Origin of the sequence: Pseudomonas sp. PSPC2-3 (genome assembly GCF_049898265.1) — a bacterium.
GTDB lineage: Bacteria > Pseudomonadota > Gammaproteobacteria > Pseudomonadales > Pseudomonadaceae > Aquipseudomonas > Aquipseudomonas veronii.
The window spans coordinates 176971-193263 of the sequence record NZ_JAFCXJ010000007.1; the positions used below are offsets into that span (position 1 = coordinate 176971).

A 16293-nucleotide genomic window follows, 5' to 3' on the forward strand; every position below is an offset into this window, starting at 1 on the left:
TGGGCTGGTGTGCAGCCGCGGCGCGATGGAATAAAGCGTTGCCAGTTTGATGCCCGCTGGACGGAATCAAACGACTTACAGTTTGGTACGACGGTACCAATATCTTCTGCCTGACAGATTTAGAGGAACGACCGTGCATAACGTCGTCATCAGCGGCACTGGCCTGTACACCCCGGCCAACAGCATCTCCAACGAAGAGCTGGTGCAGTCTTTCAATACCTACGTGCAGCAGTTCAACACGGAGAACGCCGCCGCCATCGAGCGCGGTGACGTGCAGGCGCTGACCGAGTCCAGCGCAGCCTTCATCGAGAAGGCGTCGGGCATCAAGAGCCGTTTTGTGATGGACAAGGACGGCATCCTGGACCCGCAGCGCATGACCCCGCGCCTGCCCGAGCGCAGCAACGACGAATGGTCGGTGCTCTGCCAGATGGCCATCGGCGCCGCCGAACAGGCCCTGCAGCGCGCCGGCAAGACCGCCGCCGACATCGACGGGGTGATCGTCGCCTGCTCCAACCTGCAACGCGCCTACCCGGCCATCGCCATCGAAGTCCAGGAAGCCCTGGGCATCGCCGGTTTCGGCTTCGACATGAACGTGGCGTGTTCCTCGGCGACCTTCGGCATCCAGAACGCCGCCAACAGCATCAAGCTGGGCCAGGCCCGGGCGATCCTGATGGTCAACCCGGAAGTCTGCACCGGCCACTTGAACTTCCGCGACCGCGACAGCCACTTCATTTTCGGTGACGCGGCCACTGCGGTGATCCTCGAGCGCGCAGACCTGGCGACCTCCGAGCACCAGTTCGACGTGGTGAGCACCAAGCTGCTGACCAAGTTCTCGAATACCATCCGCAACAACTTCGGCTTCCTCAACCGCGCGGCGGAAGAGGGCATCGGCGCGCCCGACAAGCTGTTCGTGCAGGAAGGCCGTAAAGTCTTCCGGGATGTCTGCCCGATGGTCGCTGAGTTGATCGGCACGCACCTGGCGGAAAACCAGTTGAACGTGAACGACGTGAAGCGCTTCTGGCTGCACCAGGCCAACCTGAGCATGAACCACCTGATCGTGAAGAAGCTGCTGGGGCGTGAAGCCACGGTGGAAGAAGCGCCGGTGATTCTCGACACCTACGCCAACACCAGCTCGGCGGGTTCGGTGATCGCGTTCCACACTTACCAGGACGACCTGCCCAAAGGCGCCGTGGCGGTACTCAGCTCGTTTGGCGCCGGCTATTCGATCGGCAGCGTGATCCTGCGCAAACGCTGATCCTGCGGCTCGCCGCGGTCAAATGTGGGCGCTGGCAAACCAGCCCCCACACCGATCGCGTTCTCACTTGGAAACCGAGGTCTCGAATGGCAGCAGCGGACGACGCGCACCTGCTTGAACGCTTGCTCAAGGGCGAGCAGCGGGCCTACAAGGAATTGGTCAGCCAATACCAAAGCGCCATGCGCGCGGTGGCCTACGCGATTGCCGGTCAGCGTCATGCCGACGAAGTGGTACAGGACGCCTGGCTGTCGGTGGTACGCAACCTGCCCAAGTTCGAAGGGCGCTCCAGCCTCAAGACCTGGCTGCTGACCATCACCGCCAATGCCGCCAAGAGCCGCTACAAACAGAATCGTCGCGAAGTGTTGCTCGATGATTTGCCCTCGCCCCACGGCACGATCGGCGATGAGCGTTTCAGCGCGGATGACGGTCACTGGGCGGTCGCCCCTTTTGCCTGGCACCAGGACACCCCAGAAGCCCTGCTCACGGAGGACGAACTGCGCAAATGCCTGGAACATACGTTGCTGAGCTTGTCGGAATTGCAAAGCAGCGTACTGGTGCTGCGTGAACGCCAGGGCCTGGAGTTGGAGGAGATTTGTAATCTTCTGACGCTTTCGCTCTCCAATGTGCGGGTGCTGTTGCATCGCGCACGGCTTAAAGTCTTCGCCACGGTGGAGCATTTTGAGGAAACCGGCGAATGTTGACGTGTAAAGAGCAAGTGGCGCGTTCCAGTGACTTTCTCGATGGTCAGTTGACCTTTCGCGAGCGGCTGCTGGTGCGTCATCACTTGATGTTCTGCCCTAATTGCCGGCGTTTTATCCGTCAGATGCGCTTGCTGCAGGCCACATTGCGGATCATGCCGCAGGCGCCGATACAGGATGTGGATGCCTTGGCTGAACGGCTGGCCGCCGAGCGGCGCAAGGATCAGTAACGGCGGGGGGAAGGCAGACTCGCGTGGGGGAATCGGACGGATGATGGGGACCGATTCACCCACGCCAGGCTGTTACAGCCACCCCGGGCCATCCTGGCCCAAGGCGTGTCGCACTTACATTTAGAACTTGGCTTCAGCATCCAACTGCAGGGTGTTGGTGTTGGCATCACGCTGCGTGCGGCTGGCGTAGTCAGCCTTGGTCAGGAAGTACGTGGCGCCGACAGCGAAGTTCTTGTCGATGTCGTAGCTGACCTTCATCTTATGACCGCGCGAACCGGTGGTGCCGTTGGCGAAGTCCGAATCGGTGAAGGCGCCTACCACAGCGTTACGTTGTGTATCGCGGTAGTTGTAGTCCAGGTTGAAACCGAACACCTTGGACTTGGCACCCAGCAACCAGGCGGTGTCCTGATCGTTGGAAGCATCGTTGTTCTTCACGTACTGACCGTAGAACGCCAGCGGCACGGCCAGGCCACCGATGTCGGCTTGGGCAAAACCTTCGTACAGACGGAATTGTTCGTTCGCCGAGTTGCCGTTGACCGCCAGTGCGCAAGGCGTGGTGCTGCTCGTACAGGTGCTGTTTTCGTCGTTCTGGTAGGCGTAGATACTGCCGCCCAGGGTCATTTTCAGGTTGTCGGTCACCGAGAAACGCGTGCCCAACTGGCCGGAAGTCAGGCGCAGGTCGTGGCGGAATTGCACGCCGTCGCCGTCGACGTTGTCCTTGAGGTTGTAGTTACCGAGGCTGCCGAACAGCTCGGCGCTGCTACCCAGCGGGTATTTGTAGGTCAGGGCCAGACCTTCCGGGTTGATATCGCTATCCCAGATCACGTCGCCCATGTTCACCCATGGCTGGAGCATCTTGCCGCCGATGACGTGCAGGTTCTTGATCTGCTTCGGGTGGTAGTCGATGTAGCCGAGGTCCAGCCAGATCGACTTCTTGTCGAAGTAGTTGTCCTGGTCCTGGTTGGTGGAGCGCGCATCGTCGCTGCTGCCGGTGGCGATACGAATGCCGGTGTCGACCTGGTCGTTGATCTCGGTGTAGGCGCCGAGACGGGCACGGATGCGCTGACGGTCCTTGTCACGGCCACCGTTGTTGGATTCGCCCTGGATCTTCACGGTTTCCTGACGGAAGCGCACGTCACCCTTGAACTGGGTCTTGGCGGCCCAGGCAAGTTTCTGGTCGAACACGCTCAGGTCGTTGGCTTTTTTCGCGGTGGCCGCGATCTGTTCGTTGGTCTCTTGTTGAGCTTGCTGTGCGATCTGCTTTTCTTTCTGATCCTTGGCCAGCTCAGCTTGCAGTTCAGTGTACTGCGAAGCCGAGATTTGACCGTTGGCCTTGAGCATGTCGAGCAATTTAGCGTCGACTGCAGCGCTGGCCGGAACGCTCAGGGCCAGCAGCAAGCCGCCACAAAGGGCCGCCGCAGTTTTAGTGGAAGCAAGACGCATATCAATCTCCGAAAGTGAGGAGGGATGGCAAACCATCCAGGACACAACCGACCGATGACGGACGGAAAAATAACTGCCGGGGTAGAACCAGGCGCGCTAAAAACAGGCGTCAGTATCGCGATCGTTTATGACGGCGCAGTGGCGAACTGATGTCAGGTAGATGACAAATTATTTATGAACGGAACTATTGGTTTAGAGCCTTGTCCGGCGATTTGGAGGTGTGTCGGCAGCGGCGATAAGCGATACTCGCGAGGCTTTCACGCCCTGAAGTAGTGAGGATGCCGATGCCGCTGCAACGCCTGGACAGCCTGTCCGAAATCGCCCCGCAGGCCTGGGACGCCCTGGTGCCGCAGGCCCAGCCCTTCGTGCGACATGCGTTCCTGAGCGCGCTGGAAGACAGCGCCAGCCTCAGCCCGCATTCGGGTTGGCAGCCTGAGCATTTACTGCACTGGGACGGTGATCGGCTGGTGGCGGCATTGCCCGGTTATCGCAAATGGCATTCCTCTGGCGAGTACGTCTTCGACCACGGTTGGGCGCAGGCCTGCGAGCGGGCCGGTATCGATTACTACCCCAAGCTGTTGGTCGCCGTGCCGTTCAGCCCGGTCAGCGGCCCGCGCCTGTTGGCCGCCAGCGCTGAAGACGGTTTCGAGTTGCTCGGCAGCCTGCCCGGTTACCTGGAAATCGAAGGGCTCTCCAGCGCCCATATCAACTTCACCGACCCGCTGGCGGATGACGCCCTGGCCCGACAGCCGGGCTGGTTGCCGCGCCTGGGCTGTCAGTTTCACTGGCAGAACCGCGGCTACCGGGATTTCCAGGACTTCCTTGACGCCTTGAGTTCGCGCAAGCGCAAACAGATGCGCAAGGAACGCGAACAGGTGGCGGGGCAGGGCATCGAGTTCGAATGGTTGCAAGGCCATGAACTGAGCGAGGTGCAGTGGGATTTCGTCTACGCCTGCTACGCCAACACCTACGCGGTGCGCCGCCAGGCGCCGTACCTGACCCGTGCGTTTTTCAGCCTGCTGGCCGAACGCATGCCCGAAGCGATCCGCGTGGTGCTGGCCAAACAAGGCACGCGCCCGGTCGCGATGGCGTTCAGCTTGATCGGCGGCGACAGCTTCTTTGGGCGTTACTGGGGCTGCCTGGCGGAATTCGACCGCCTGCATTTCGAAACCTGCTTCTACCAAGGCATGGATTACGCCATCGCCCACGGCTTGCAGCGCTTCGATGCCGGTGCCCAGGGCGAGCATAAATTGATTCGTGGGTTCGAGCCGGTGATCACCCGGTCATGGCACTACCTGCGTCATCCAGGGTTGAAGACGGCCGTCGAAGACTTCCTGGAGCGCGAGCGGGTGGGGATTCTGGCGTATGCCGAAGAGGCGAGGGCAGCCCTGCCGTATCGGCAGGGCTGAACCCGTTTTGCCTCAGGCCGGCTCCTCCTTGCCCAACCATCGATAGACCACGCCGCCGATCACCGCGCCGAGGATCGGCGCGAGCCAGAACATCCACAATTGCTGGATCGCCCACCCGCCCACGATCAGCGCCGGTCCCGTACTGCGGGCCGGGTTGACCGAGGTGTTGGTCACGGGAATCGAGATCAGGTGGATCAAGGTCAGCGCCAGGCCGATGGCGATGGGGGCGAGGCCCTTCGGGGCACGCGGGTCGGTGGCGCCGAGGATGATCAGCACGAACATCGCTGTCATCACCAGCTCACAGACAAACCCCGCTGCCATTGAATAGCCGCCAGGCGAATGCTCGCCATAGCCGTTGGAGGCCAGGCCTGACGCCAGTTCGAACCCCGGTTTGCCGCTGGCGATCACATACAACAGCGCCGCGGCGACAATGCCGCCAATGACCTGGGCAACGATGTACGCCGGTAACTCCCTGGCTGGAAACCTGCCGCCCACGACCAGCCCCACCGATACCGCCGGGTTGAGGTGACAACCGCTGATGTGCCCGATGGCGACCGCCATGGTCAGTACCGTGAGCCCGAAGGCCAGGGCGACCCCCAACAACCCGATGCCGACTGCGGGAAACGCCGCGGCCAACACCGCACTCCCGCAACCGCCCAGCACCAGCCAAAACGTACCTAAACCTTCTGTGACTGAACGCTTGAACAAAGACATGTACCCGTCCTTGATAGATCGCTCTACCGAATCAGTAAATCAGTGATGCTCCCTGCGATTTACTTCAGCGCCCGTCTTGGCACTGCACTGAGTACAGCACGGTTGCGGCACAAATCCAGGACACCCATGTGGGAGCAAGCCTCCTCCCACCTTTTGAGTTGTGTAGGCCCGGCAGTTTCAGTCGATGCCGACGAAGCCTCCGGTCTGGTGCTGCCACAGCCGCGCATACAACCCGCCGTGGGCGAGCAACTGGGCATGGCTGCCGGTCTCGGCGATCTGGCCTTTCTCCAGCACCACCAGGCGGTCCATCCGCGCAATGGTCGACAACCGGTGCGCAATCGCAATCACCGTCTTGCCTTGCATCAGGGTTTCCAGGCTTTCCTGGATCGCCGCTTCGACTTCCGAATCCAGCGCCGAGGTGGCTTCGTCCATGATCAGGATCGGCGCATCCTTGAGCAGCACCCGCGCAATGGCGATGCGTTGGCGTTGCCCGCCGGACAGTTTCACGCCGCGCTCGCCCACATGGGCATCCAGCCCGGTGCGGCCTTCGGCGTCCGACAGCTGCGGGATGAACTCATCGGCACGCGCCTTGCGTATGGCCGCCCAGAGCTCCTCGTCGCTGGCGTCCGGCTTGCCATACAACAGGTTCTCGCGGATCGAGCGGTGCAGCAGCGACGTGTCCTGGGTGATCATGCCGATCTGTTCGCGCAGGCTTTCCTGGGCGACCTCGGCGATGTTCTGGTCGTCGATCAGGATGCGCCCGCCTTGCAGGTCGTACAGGCGCAGCAGCAGGTTGACCAGGGTCGATTTGCCTGCGCCGGAGGGGCCGATCAGGCCGATTTTTTCACCGGCCTCGATGGTCAGGTTCAGGCCGCCAATGATCCCGCTCTTCTTGCCGTAGTGGAAATCCACCTGCTCGAAGCGCACTTCGCCATGGGGCACGGTCAGGCGTGGAGCGTTGTCGCGGTCGACCACGGCCAGTGGCTGGGCGATGGTTTTCAGGCCGTCCTGCACCATGCCGATGTTTTCGAAAATGCCATTGACCACCCACATGATCCAGCCGGACATGTTGACGATGCGAATCACCAGGCCGGTCGCCAGGGCAATCGCGCCCACGGAAATCAGCGAATGGGTCCACAACCACAGGGCCAGGCCGGTGGTGGTGACGATCAGCAGGCCGTTCATGGTGGTGATCACCACGTCCATGCTGGTCACCACGCGGCTGGCCAACTGGGTTTTTTCGGTCTGCTCGATGATCGCTTCCTTGGCGTATTCCTGCTCGGATTGGGTATGCGCGAACAGCTTCAAGGTGGTGATGTTGGTGTAGCCATCGACGATGCGGCCCATCAACTTGGAGCGCGCCTCGGAGGAAATCACCGAACGCGCTTTCACCCGCGGCACGAAGTAGCGCAATGCCAGGCTGTAGCAGACGATCCAGGTCACCAGCGGGATCATCAGGCGCCAGTCGGCTTCGGCAAACAGCACCAGGGAACTGATGGCGTAGATCGCCACATGCCAGATCGCATCCACGGCCGCCACGGCGGAATCGCGCAGGGAGTTGCCGGTTTGCATGATGCGCTGGGCGATGCGCCCGGCGAAGTCGTTCTGGAAGAAATTCAGGCTCTGCTTGAGCACGTAGCTGTGGTTTTGCCAACGGATCAGGCTGGTCATGCCGGGGCTGATGGTCTGGTGGACCAGCAGGTCATGCAGGGCGCCGAAGATCGGGCGCAGCAGCAGGGCGACCACGCCCATCCAGATCAGCTCGGTGCTGTGGATCTGGAAAAAGTTCGCGGGCGGTGTGCCCTGGGCCAGGTCGATGATGCGGCTCAGGTAGCTGAACAGCGCGACTTCGATCAGTGCGCCGATCAGGCCCACCACCAACAGCGCGGCGAAACACGGCCACACCTGACGCAGGTAGTAGAGGTAGAAAGGCAGGACTTTATCGGGAGGGGCGGCGCTGGGCGCGTCGCGGAAAATATCGATCAGTTGTTCGAAACGACGATAGAGCATTAGGGTTGACGCCCGCCCGGCGGGCTCTCCTGTTCAAAGGCGCGCGACGCCTTGTGAGCGCCGCGCGGAACTACCTGCGGACCTCAGTCGATGCGCTTGGCCGACTTGATCAGGACAGGATCGATTGGCACGTTCTGCATGCCTTGTTTGGTGGTGGTCTGCGAGTTGACGATGATGTCGACCACGTCCATGCCTTTGACCACTTTGGCGAACACGGCATAACCGGCATCGCGGCCTGGATCGAGGAAGGCATTGTCCGCGACGTTGATGAAGAATTGGCTGGTGGCCGAATCCGGGTTCGAGGTGCGGGCCATCGACAGCGTGCCACGCACGTTATGCAGGCCGTTGCTGGCTTCGTTCTTGATCGGTGGGTTGGTGTCTTTTTGCGCCATCTGCGCGGTGAACCCGCCGCCCTGGACCATGAAGCCCGGGATCACACGGTGGAAAATCGTGTTGGTGTAGAAGCCCTTGTCGACGTAGGCCAGGAAGTTCTTGCTACTGATCGGCGCCTTGACCGGGTCCAGTTCGATTTCAATGTCGCCGTTGGTGGTGGAGATCAATACGTGGGGCGCCTTGGCGGGCTCGGCGGCCATCAGGTTGGCAGCGAACAGAACGGAACCGGCAAAGAAGGCGATTTTTTTCAGCATGGGTCAGTGATCCTGGGTAGTGGTTTCGACTGTCTTTAGAAAATCGAGCAGGGTAGCGTTAAAGACATCGGGTTGATCCAAGGGTGTGGCATGGCGGGAATCTTCGATGACCACCAGCCGCGCATCGGGCAGCAGTTTTACATAGATTTCTTTGTGCGCCACAGGGGTGTAGTCGTGGTCGGCGCTGATGACCAGGGTTGGACAGGCAATTCTGCAAAGTCGTTCCTGCACGCCCCAGCCCACAATTGCATCGAAGCTGGCGAGATAAGCACGTTTGTCGTTTTTTGCCCAGCGTTCGGCCATCTTGCGGCGCAGGTCGGCTTGCTGCGGTTTGGGAAACAGCCGGTCGCCCAGGGCCTTGCCGATGGTGGCCAGGCTGAGGACGCGTGCCAGGGTCCAGCGCTTGGCCCATTGCCAGTAATCGTCGGCGCTGCGCACCTTGACCTCGGGCGCGCTGTTGACGATGCACAGGCTCTTGACCCGCGCCGGTTCGTCCACCGCCAGTTGAAACGCGATCATGCCGCCCATGGACAAGCCCACCACGTGCGCGGCGGGCAGGTCCAGGTGTTCGATCAGGGCGATCAGGTCGAGGGTGAAACCTTTGATGCTGTAGCGCTCCCGGGGTTTGTCGGAACGCCCATGGCCACGCACATCCACCACGATCAAGCGGTAATGCCGGGCCAGCACCGGAATCTGCAGTTCCCAATCCTGGCTGCTGGAGCCCAGGCCGTGGATCAGAATCAGCGGGGTGCCGTGACCATATTCCTCGTAATGCAGGCTGCACCCTTCATGTTCGAACCAGGCCATGCATGAACTCCGTTTCAGGCTTGCTGCGGTGCGGCGAAAGGCGCATCCAGGGGGGCGGTGTCAAATGTGCGCAGCAGCTCCACGAGGATCTGCGTCGCTGGCCCCAAGGGTTTGTCCTTGTTCGAGTACAGGTAGAACGTCGGGTGACGGCTGCCACCCTGCTCCAAGGGTAGCTGCTTGAGCACGCCTTCGGCGAGTTCGCGCTCGATCATGTGCCGGGGCAACCAGGCAAAGCCCAGGCCGCTGCCGACGAAACTGGCGGCTGTGGCGAGGCTGCCGACGGTCCAGCGCTGTTCGGCGCCGAGCCAGCCGACATCGCGCGGCTGCTGGCGCCCGGAGTCGCGGATCACCACTTGCATCTGGCTTTCCAGGTCCTGGAAGCTCAGTTCGCGGTTCATGCGGTGCAAGGCATGCTCGGGGTGAGCGACGGCGACAAACTCCACGTTGCTCATCTCGGTGCCGAGATAGCCGGGGATGTTGAAGCTGCTGATCGCCAGGTCGGCCACGCCTTCGATCAACAGCTCTTCAACCCCCGACAACACCTCTTCGCGCAGGCGCACGCGGCAGCCGCGGCTTTGCGGCATAAAGGCGGTCAGGGCGCGCACCAAGCGTGCATTCGGGTAGGCGGCATCGACCACCAGGCGTACTTCGGCTTCCCAGCCCTGTTCCATATGGTGGGCGAGGTCTTCGAGTTGGCTGGCGTTTTTCACCAACTGCCGGGAGCGGCGTAACAGCACTTCGCCGGCGTCGGTGAGCACGGCCTTGCGCCCGTCGATGCGCAGCAGCGGCACCCCGAGCTGGTCTTGCATGCGGGCCACGGTGTAGCTCACCGAGGACTGCGAACGGTGCAGCGCTTCGGCCGCCTGGGCAAAGCCGCCATGGTCGACCACGGCTTGCAGCGTGCGCCATTGATCGAGGGTAACGCGGGGCGCTTTCAAGATGAGCTCCTCTTGTCCTAAGCTGACAGTCCTTATTGGAGACTGCCGAATGAGAAAATTGTGTTGTGTGGTGCTGGCACTGCTGCCGCTCAGTGCGTTTGCCTACCCCATCGATGTGACAAAAAAGATCGACGGCGTGAGCGTGGATTACACCGCGTCCGACGTGGACGGTGACATCAGTTCGATCCAACTGAACAACTACGGCACGCGCGACGCGCTGTGTTCGGTGACTTTCACCAACGGCCCGGAATCACCCCGTCGCCGTACTGTCAGCGTGCCGGCGGGCAAAAGCACCAACACCACCGTCAAGTTCAACCGCGCGATCATCAAGATGCGTATCGCACTGGAATGTGCACCGAAATAAAGCGACAGCGGAGCATGCCTACAGCAATACTCCGCTTATAAACAAATTTCTAGATGGGTTGTAGCAGTTTTTTGCGCTTTTTTATCGAATTGGCTCTGGTTAATCTTTTCTCCATCGACTTACAGCAATTACAGATGGAGCCTACGCAGCCATGTCCAACGTACTGATCATCGAAAGCAGCGCCCGCCAGCAGGATTCGATCTCCCGCCAACTGACCCGGCAGTTCGTCAGCCAATGGCAGGCTGCGCACCCGGCGGATCAGATCACCGTGCGCGACGTGGCGCTCAACCCGCTTCCGCACCTGGACGCCAACCTGCTCGGCGGCTGGATGAAACCGGCGGATCAGCGCAGCGCCAGCGAACAGGCATCCCTGGATCGCTCCAACACCTTGACCGATGAATTGCTCGCCGCCGACGTGTTGGTGATGGCGGCGCCGATGTACAACTTCGCCATCCCCAGCACCCTCAAAGCCTGGCTGGATCACGTGTTGCGTGCAGGTGTGACCTTCAAATACACGGCCACCGGCCCCCAGGGTTTGTTGATCGGTAAGCGGGCCATCGTGCTCACCGCCCGGGGCGGGATTCACACCGGCGCAAGCTCCGATCACCAGGAACCTTACCTGCGTCAGGTGATGGCATTCATCGGGATTCATGACGTGACGTTCATTCACGCCGAAGGGGTGAACCTGAGCGGCGACTTCCAGGAAAAAGGCATCAACCACGCCAAGGCGTTGCTGGCGCAAGTCGCGTGATCCTTTAATCGTCACATAATCGCGCGGTGTTTATATCTCACCACGCAAACCCTTCAAGTCCGCGTAAAAACCTCCCTTTGCACTTGTTGCTCCTGAGTGCTCCTGCCCGACTGCCGCTATCGCGAGGTCGGGTTTTTTTTGCGCCGAGTTTCGTGAGCCGCCGAAAACCTTTAATGTCCCGCCCATTCGATACGAGGCGCGCATGGGCTACTTACTGGTTGTCACCCTGATACAGGCATTTTCCTTCAGCTTGATCGGCGAATACCTTGCCGGTCACGTCGACAGCTACTTCGCGGTGCTGGTGCGCGTGCTGCTGGCCGGGCTGGTGTTCATTCCGCTGACGCGCTGGCGCTCGGTGCAGCCGACCTTCATGCGCGGCATGCTGGTCATCGGTGCGCTGCAATTTGGCGTGACCTACGTTTGCCTGTACCTGAGCTTTCGCGTGCTCACGGTGCCCGAGGTGCTGCTGTTCACCATCCTCACGCCGCTGCATGTGACCCTGATCGAAGACGCCCTCAACCGACGCTTCAACCCCTGGGCCCTGGTCGCCGCGCTGGTCGCGGTGGCGGGTGCGGCGGTCATCCGCTTCGATCAAGTCACCCCGCACTTCCTTGGGGGCTTCCTGCTGCTGCAACTGGCCAACTTCACCTACGCCGCCGGGCAAGTCATGTACAAGCAGTTGGTGGCGCGCTACCCCAGTGATCTGCCGCACTACCGGCGCTTCGGTTATTTCTACCTCGGTGCGCTGCTGGTGGTGTTGCCGGCATTCCTGGTGTTCGGCAAGGCTGATTTCCTCCCCGAAGCGCCGCTGCAGTGGGGCGTGCTGGTGTTCCTCGGGCTGGTCAGCACGGCCCTGGGCATGTACTGGTGGAACAAGGGCGCGTGCCTGGTCAACGGCGGGACCCTGGCGGTGATGAACAACCTGCATGTGCCGGTGGGGCTGTTATTGAACCTGTTGATCTGGAACCAGCACGAGCCGTTGGGCCGGCTGGCCCTGGGCGGTTTGGTGATTCTGGCGGCAGTGTGGATCAGTCGGTTGGGCATAAAGCCCGGGCCTGGCGTACAGTCTGCGAGGTGATAGGCCCAGGGCAGGCGTGAGCGGGAATGAAAGTCTGTTATAGAAGAGAAAAGTGTGGGGGCGGCAGAGTGGACAAGGTTGACGAACAGATCATTGCTGCCTTGAAGGACGACTCCCGGGTCAGCCTGGCGCAGCTGGCGCGACAAGTTCACAAGTCGCGAACCGCCGTGGAATCGCGGGTTCAGAAACTGATCGAGAAGGGCATTATCCTCGGCTTCACCATCAACGTCGCCGCCGATGAAGAAGCCCAGCAATCGGCGTTTTTGATGCTCACGCTCAATGGCAGCAACTGCCACCTGGTGTTTCCGAAGATCTACCAGTTCCGTGAAGTGGTTCAGGCTTATTCGCTGTTCGGCGACGTCGACATGATGCTCGAGGTCAAATACCGCAACTTTGAAGAGCTGATGGTGTTCAAGGACAACCTGCTGAAGATCGAGCATGTGCGCGAGGTGGTGGTCAACCCGGTGCTCAAGGCCTGGCGGTAGCCGCTGCTGTTCCGGCAGCGGCTACGCGGTTCCAGCCTCAGGCGTGATCGTGTACGGTCTCGAGAAAGTGATGACTCAAGGCCGGCATTCGCTGGCGCAGGGTGTCGACGAACTCTTCGATGACGGCCTGGTTGAAGGCCAACGGCGTATCGTCGTGCCCCAGCACCACCACCAGCAGGCTCGACGAGTCCTTCGTCAGCCTGAAGTCATGGGCGTCGGCGTCGACCTTGCCGATGCTCGCCAGGGGCACGTCACCGCAGGTATAGACGATATCGCCCGCTGGAATCGTAATCTCCTTCTTGGCGAACAGCGGGCGGAAAGCCCTGGGCGCCTCCGAGCGCATGACGTAGATGTCGTCCCGCCGATGGTAGGTGTGTACGCCGATGCTGACCCCATGCCGGATCGCCACGGCGTTATAGGCATCGACGATGTTGTTGATGGGGTATACGCCCTTGGCGATGAAGCGCCGCAACAGTTTCTCGTTGGCGCTCACCGTGTTTTCGTAGCCGAGCTTCTTGAGTTGTTTGGCAAAGCCTTCGTAAATGACGTTGGAGTCCAGCTCGTTGAGGTGGGACGCAACGTGATTCAGGTTGCTTTGCAGGACACTGACGAAGCTCTGGTCGTCCGACACGGTAATGTCTTCGATAACCGCCGCGCACGCGTTGTTGATGCCCAGATCACTGGCTGACTTTCGGATGATCAAACGACTTTTCATGGTCTTAACACCACAGCTGTTTACGTAGATTGGCGCTGCTGATGTCCAGTTGCGGCGCCGAGAGGTGTTGCAGCCAGAACAGCCCCGGGCAGGTGGCGAAGTCGATCGTGACCGGCGTGGTGTCGCCCGGGCGGATGAAGTAGCGGTGGCCGCAATAGGCCTCGTCCTCCATTACGCTCTGCAGGGCCTGCGGCGAGGGCGTGGCGAAGGTGCGTTGTTCATCGGAGCAGAAGAACCCGATCCGACCGTGGCTGATCTGGCTGACCGCATCGGCGCGCGGGCGTGGGCGGCCGAGGTAGCTGTCGATGGCCAGCGAGAGCAAATCCGGGTGATACACCTGTTGAAACAGCAGCGGTGCGATGCCGCCATGCAAGCGGCCGCCGGCTTCAATCATCACCGGGCCGTGGGCAGACCAGATGATCTCCATATGAATCGGGCCGACCTCGATGCTCAGCGCCGCGGCCGCCTGGCGGGCATAGTCGGTCAGCGGTTGCAGGTCTTCGGCGCGGGGGTCGAGGGTGTCCAGGCTTTCGTAGACAAACATGCTGCCGTTTCTCTGGACCTTGGTGTACCTGCACACCGAGGCAATGATGTACACGCCGTCAAAGGCGACCATATCCACCACATATTCCGGGCCCGACACGAACGGCTGCACGATGAAACCGAGGTTGATTTCCCCCAGGTCGTTTTTGCGCTGCCAGGCCGCAGTGTCCAAGGCACTCTTGACGCCGGCCCGGCCTTGGGCGAACACCACGCCTTCGGTGGCGGCGGAATTGAGCGGCTTGACCACGTAGGTGGTCTTGTCGTCCAGCGTGGCAACCACCTCTGCAATGCGCGTCGGTGAGCTCAGCAGTTGCGATTCGATGTTCGCCAGCCCGTGTTTTTTCAGGGCGTGCTGCATGGAGAACTTGTTGCGACGCAGGTCGCTGGTGACGCGGCTGTTGCCGGGAACGCGCAGGACTTCGGTGAGGTAGTCGGTCAGGTAGATCGCGGTTTCGCAACCGGCGATCACGGCGCTCAGTGACAGCGGTTCGAGGATCTCCAGCAAACCCTCTTCCCAGTGGTAGACCGCCTCGAAGTTTTCCCTGATCAGGTCATCGGTGAAATGCGCGGGCAAGCTGTCGGTGGAAATCACGGCAAAGCACCTCACGCCCTGAGCCTTGAGCAAGGGCGCGTAGAGTTTACCTGTGGAGAACGGGTCAACGATCAGTACGGTTTCCAAAGCAGGTACTCCTATTTTGTGGTGGCGGTGGCCGCGACGGCAGGGGTGAGGTTCCACGCCAGTACGGCAGCGGCCAACAGCGCGGCGGAGACGATCATCAGCACGCGCGCACCTTCGAGGCCGAGGAAGCTTGTGGTGGTGAAGAACGTCAGGATCATCGGCGCCGAGCCACTGACCAGCAGGTAGTAGAGTGAGCTTTTGGCGGCGATCACGTCGGCGATCCGTGCGTTGGGCGCCGACTCGATCAGGGTTTTACGCAATTGGATGCGCAGGCTGTTGATGCAGAAACCCAGCAGGAAAGCGGCGGCCATCATCACGTAGAGGTTATGGAAATAGACGATTGCCACGTCGGCCAGGATCACCAGCAGGATCGCGCTGTAGCTGTTGAGCTTGATCCGTGGCAGCACCGCGGCACTGAACGCACCGAGGCCCGCCAGGCCGCTGGCGACGCCAAACAGGGTGGCGTTCCATTCGTTGAGCTTCTGGAACACGATCGGCACCAGGCTGTTGAAGGCGCCGATATGGAAGCCGATCATGCTCAACACGATGATCAGGATGTACAGGTTGCGCGGCAACTGTAGGGACTGCGCCGTGTGGGTGTCGACGACTTGCTCGGTGGCGTCGGCGGTGGGCGTGGCCGCGACAAAAAGAATCGCCGCCAACGACAGGATCGCCCCCAGGCTGATGATCTGCAGGGTCTGGTTGACCGTGAACACATCCACAATCACCCCGCCCAGCAGCGCACCGCCAAAGGCCCCGATCTGGATGGAGGTTTGCATCAAGCGCGCCGAGGTGTCGCTGTTGGTCAGCCCGGCCAGCACCAGCTTGGTGTTTTTCGATTCCAGGGTACTGATGGTGAAGTAGTCGGTGACCCCCACCACGAAGGCAATCGCCAGGAAGCCGATCGGCAACAGCGCCGCGTCGGTAAACGACAGCCCCAGTACGGCGGCGAACGCGGTCAGGCGAATGTACAACAGCCGTTTCATGCTCAGTTCAATGGTGAAGAACCGGCCGATGTACTGCTCGCACAGATACGGCACCACGGTCGCCACGCATAAGGTGGCGCCCACCAGGAAGGTCGAGCCGGTGGTCTCCAGGCCGAACCAGACCATGGCAATCACAATCGCCATGTCCAGGCCGGTGAAGAGGGTCACGATCGAATAAAACGCAGCAAGGGTCGATTTATTATTCATGGGCACCATCAGTCGTAACGAGAGAGTTTAAGGAGAGGCACGCACCGCTCGGTGTCACCAATGACGGTACTGATCTGGTTTCTGACGCGAACGGTGGGCAGCGACTTCTTTTCCAGGTTGCAGACCTTGTAGGCGTTGTCGTGCCAGGGGCAGATCACGCTTTGCCCGTCACCCGTCACTTCTCCCATGTGCAGCGGGCCGCCGCGATGGGGGCAGGCGGTCGGCAGCAGTTGAGTCGAATGTGCATGGCGCTTGAGAAAGTAGGTTTTCCCTTCCACCGCCACATAGTGGGTATGGCTGAGGTTCAGGCTGATGGCTTTCATGGGGCGGCGTC

General features: G+C 61.0%; 18 protein-coding genes. 8 read left to right on the forward strand and 10 right to left on the reverse strand.

The features are described from left to right. Positions 1-133: 133 nt before the first annotated feature. From ACP7E3_RS17280 to ACP7E3_RS17290, 3 genes are all read left to right on the forward strand, one after another. Positions 134-1255: a beta-ketoacyl-ACP synthase III gene (locus tag ACP7E3_RS17280; protein ID WP_017845271.1), complete on the forward strand. Its 1122-nt coding sequence runs from the start codon at positions 134-136 to the stop codon at positions 1253-1255. A gap of 86 nt (positions 1256-1341) precedes the next feature. Beyond that, on the forward strand, positions 1342-1956 hold the full coding sequence (locus ACP7E3_RS17285; protein ID WP_426123827.1) for an RNA polymerase sigma factor: 615 nt from the start codon (positions 1342-1344) through the stop codon (positions 1954-1956). Next, positions 1950-2183, forward strand: coding sequence for an anti-sigma factor family protein (locus ACP7E3_RS17290; protein WP_426123829.1), 234 nt, complete (start codon positions 1950-1952; stop codon positions 2181-2183). Before ACP7E3_RS17285 ends, ACP7E3_RS17290 begins: the two co-directional genes overlap by 7 nt. A 120-nt stretch (positions 2184-2303) precedes the next feature. Here ACP7E3_RS17290 and ACP7E3_RS17295 read toward each other — a convergent pair whose 3' ends face one another. Then, positions 2304-3626: a putative porin gene (locus ACP7E3_RS17295; protein ID WP_057003834.1), complete on the reverse strand. Its 1323-nt coding sequence runs from the start codon at positions 3624-3626 to the stop codon at positions 2304-2306. A 284-nt stretch (positions 3627-3910) separates the two neighbouring features. On the opposite strand from ACP7E3_RS17295, the gene ACP7E3_RS17300 reads away from it, so the two are divergent. Beyond that, positions 3911-5035, forward strand: a complete 1125-nt coding sequence (locus tag ACP7E3_RS17300) for a GNAT family N-acetyltransferase (protein WP_057003835.1) — start codon at positions 3911-3913, stop codon at positions 5033-5035. 12 nt (positions 5036-5047) lie between these two features. Here ACP7E3_RS17300 and aqpZ read toward each other — a convergent pair whose 3' ends face one another. The 5 genes from aqpZ to ACP7E3_RS17325 form a co-directional block, all read right to left on the reverse strand. Next, the gene (gene aqpZ / locus ACP7E3_RS17305; protein ID WP_046382463.1) at positions 5048-5749 is read right to left on the reverse strand and encodes an aquaporin Z; all 702 of its coding nucleotides are present in this window, start codon (positions 5747-5749) and stop codon (positions 5048-5050) included. A 177-nt stretch (positions 5750-5926) separates the two neighbouring features. Beyond that, positions 5927-7759, reverse strand: a complete 1833-nt coding sequence (locus ACP7E3_RS17310; RefSeq protein WP_177031348.1) for an ABC transporter ATP-binding protein — start codon at positions 7757-7759, stop codon at positions 5927-5929. Between the two features lie 83 nt (positions 7760-7842). After that, positions 7843-8406 (reverse strand): peptidylprolyl isomerase A, encoded by a 564-nt coding sequence (locus ACP7E3_RS17315; RefSeq protein WP_017845278.1) that lies wholly within the window; start codon positions 8404-8406, stop codon positions 7843-7845. A gap of 3 nt (positions 8407-8409) precedes the next feature. Further along, positions 8410-9213, reverse strand: a complete 804-nt coding sequence (locus ACP7E3_RS17320; protein ID WP_017845279.1) for an alpha/beta fold hydrolase — start codon at positions 9211-9213, stop codon at positions 8410-8412. Between the two features lie 14 nt (positions 9214-9227). Beyond that, positions 9228-10151, reverse strand: coding sequence for a LysR family transcriptional regulator (locus tag ACP7E3_RS17325; protein ID WP_017845280.1), 924 nt, complete (start codon positions 10149-10151; stop codon positions 9228-9230). Positions 10152-10200: 49 nt separating this feature from the next. On the opposite strand from ACP7E3_RS17325, the gene ACP7E3_RS17330 reads away from it, so the two are divergent. The 4 genes from ACP7E3_RS17330 (at position 10201) to ACP7E3_RS17345 (ending at position 12829) form a co-directional block, all read left to right on the forward strand. After that, complete coding sequence (locus tag ACP7E3_RS17330; protein ID WP_026139816.1) at positions 10201-10515, forward strand: hypothetical protein; 315 nt, start codon at positions 10201-10203, stop codon at positions 10513-10515. Positions 10516-10666: 151 nt separating this feature from the next. Beyond that, a complete protein-coding gene (locus tag ACP7E3_RS17335) occupies positions 10667-11266 on the forward strand; it encodes an FMN-dependent NADH-azoreductase (protein WP_426123834.1) in 600 nt (199 codons plus the stop codon). Positions 11267-11468: 202 nt separating this feature from the next. Further along, positions 11469-12344, forward strand: a complete 876-nt coding sequence (locus tag ACP7E3_RS17340) for a carboxylate/amino acid/amine transporter (protein WP_017845283.1) — start codon at positions 11469-11471, stop codon at positions 12342-12344. Positions 12345-12412: 68 nt separating this feature from the next. Next, complete coding sequence (locus ACP7E3_RS17345) at positions 12413-12829, forward strand: Lrp/AsnC family transcriptional regulator (protein WP_017845284.1); 417 nt, start codon at positions 12413-12415, stop codon at positions 12827-12829. Positions 12830-12866: 37 nt separating this feature from the next. On the opposite strand, the gene ACP7E3_RS17350 is transcribed toward ACP7E3_RS17345, so the two are convergent. The 4 genes from ACP7E3_RS17350 to ACP7E3_RS17365 are packed head-to-tail and all read right to left on the reverse strand — an operon-like array spanning position 12867 to position 16282. Further along, positions 12867-13544 carry a phenylalanine--tRNA ligase beta subunit-related protein gene (locus tag ACP7E3_RS17350; protein ID WP_017845285.1) on the reverse strand — a complete coding sequence of 226 codons (678 nt, stop codon included), beginning with the start codon at positions 13542-13544 and terminating at the stop codon, positions 12867-12869. Between the two features lie 4 nt (positions 13545-13548). Then, positions 13549-14766, reverse strand: coding sequence for an ATP-grasp domain-containing protein (locus tag ACP7E3_RS17355; RefSeq protein ID WP_079444485.1), 1218 nt, complete (start codon positions 14764-14766; stop codon positions 13549-13551). Between the two features lie 11 nt (positions 14767-14777). Then, the gene (locus ACP7E3_RS17360) at positions 14778-15959 is read right to left on the reverse strand and encodes a hypothetical protein (RefSeq protein WP_057003839.1); all 1182 of its coding nucleotides are present in this window, start codon (positions 15957-15959) and stop codon (positions 14778-14780) included. Positions 15960-15967: 8 nt separating this feature from the next. Continuing rightward, positions 15968-16282: a Rieske 2Fe-2S domain-containing protein gene (locus ACP7E3_RS17365; RefSeq protein ID WP_017845288.1), complete on the reverse strand. Its 315-nt coding sequence runs from the start codon at positions 16280-16282 to the stop codon at positions 15968-15970. Between the last annotated feature and the right edge of the window lie 11 nt (positions 16283-16293).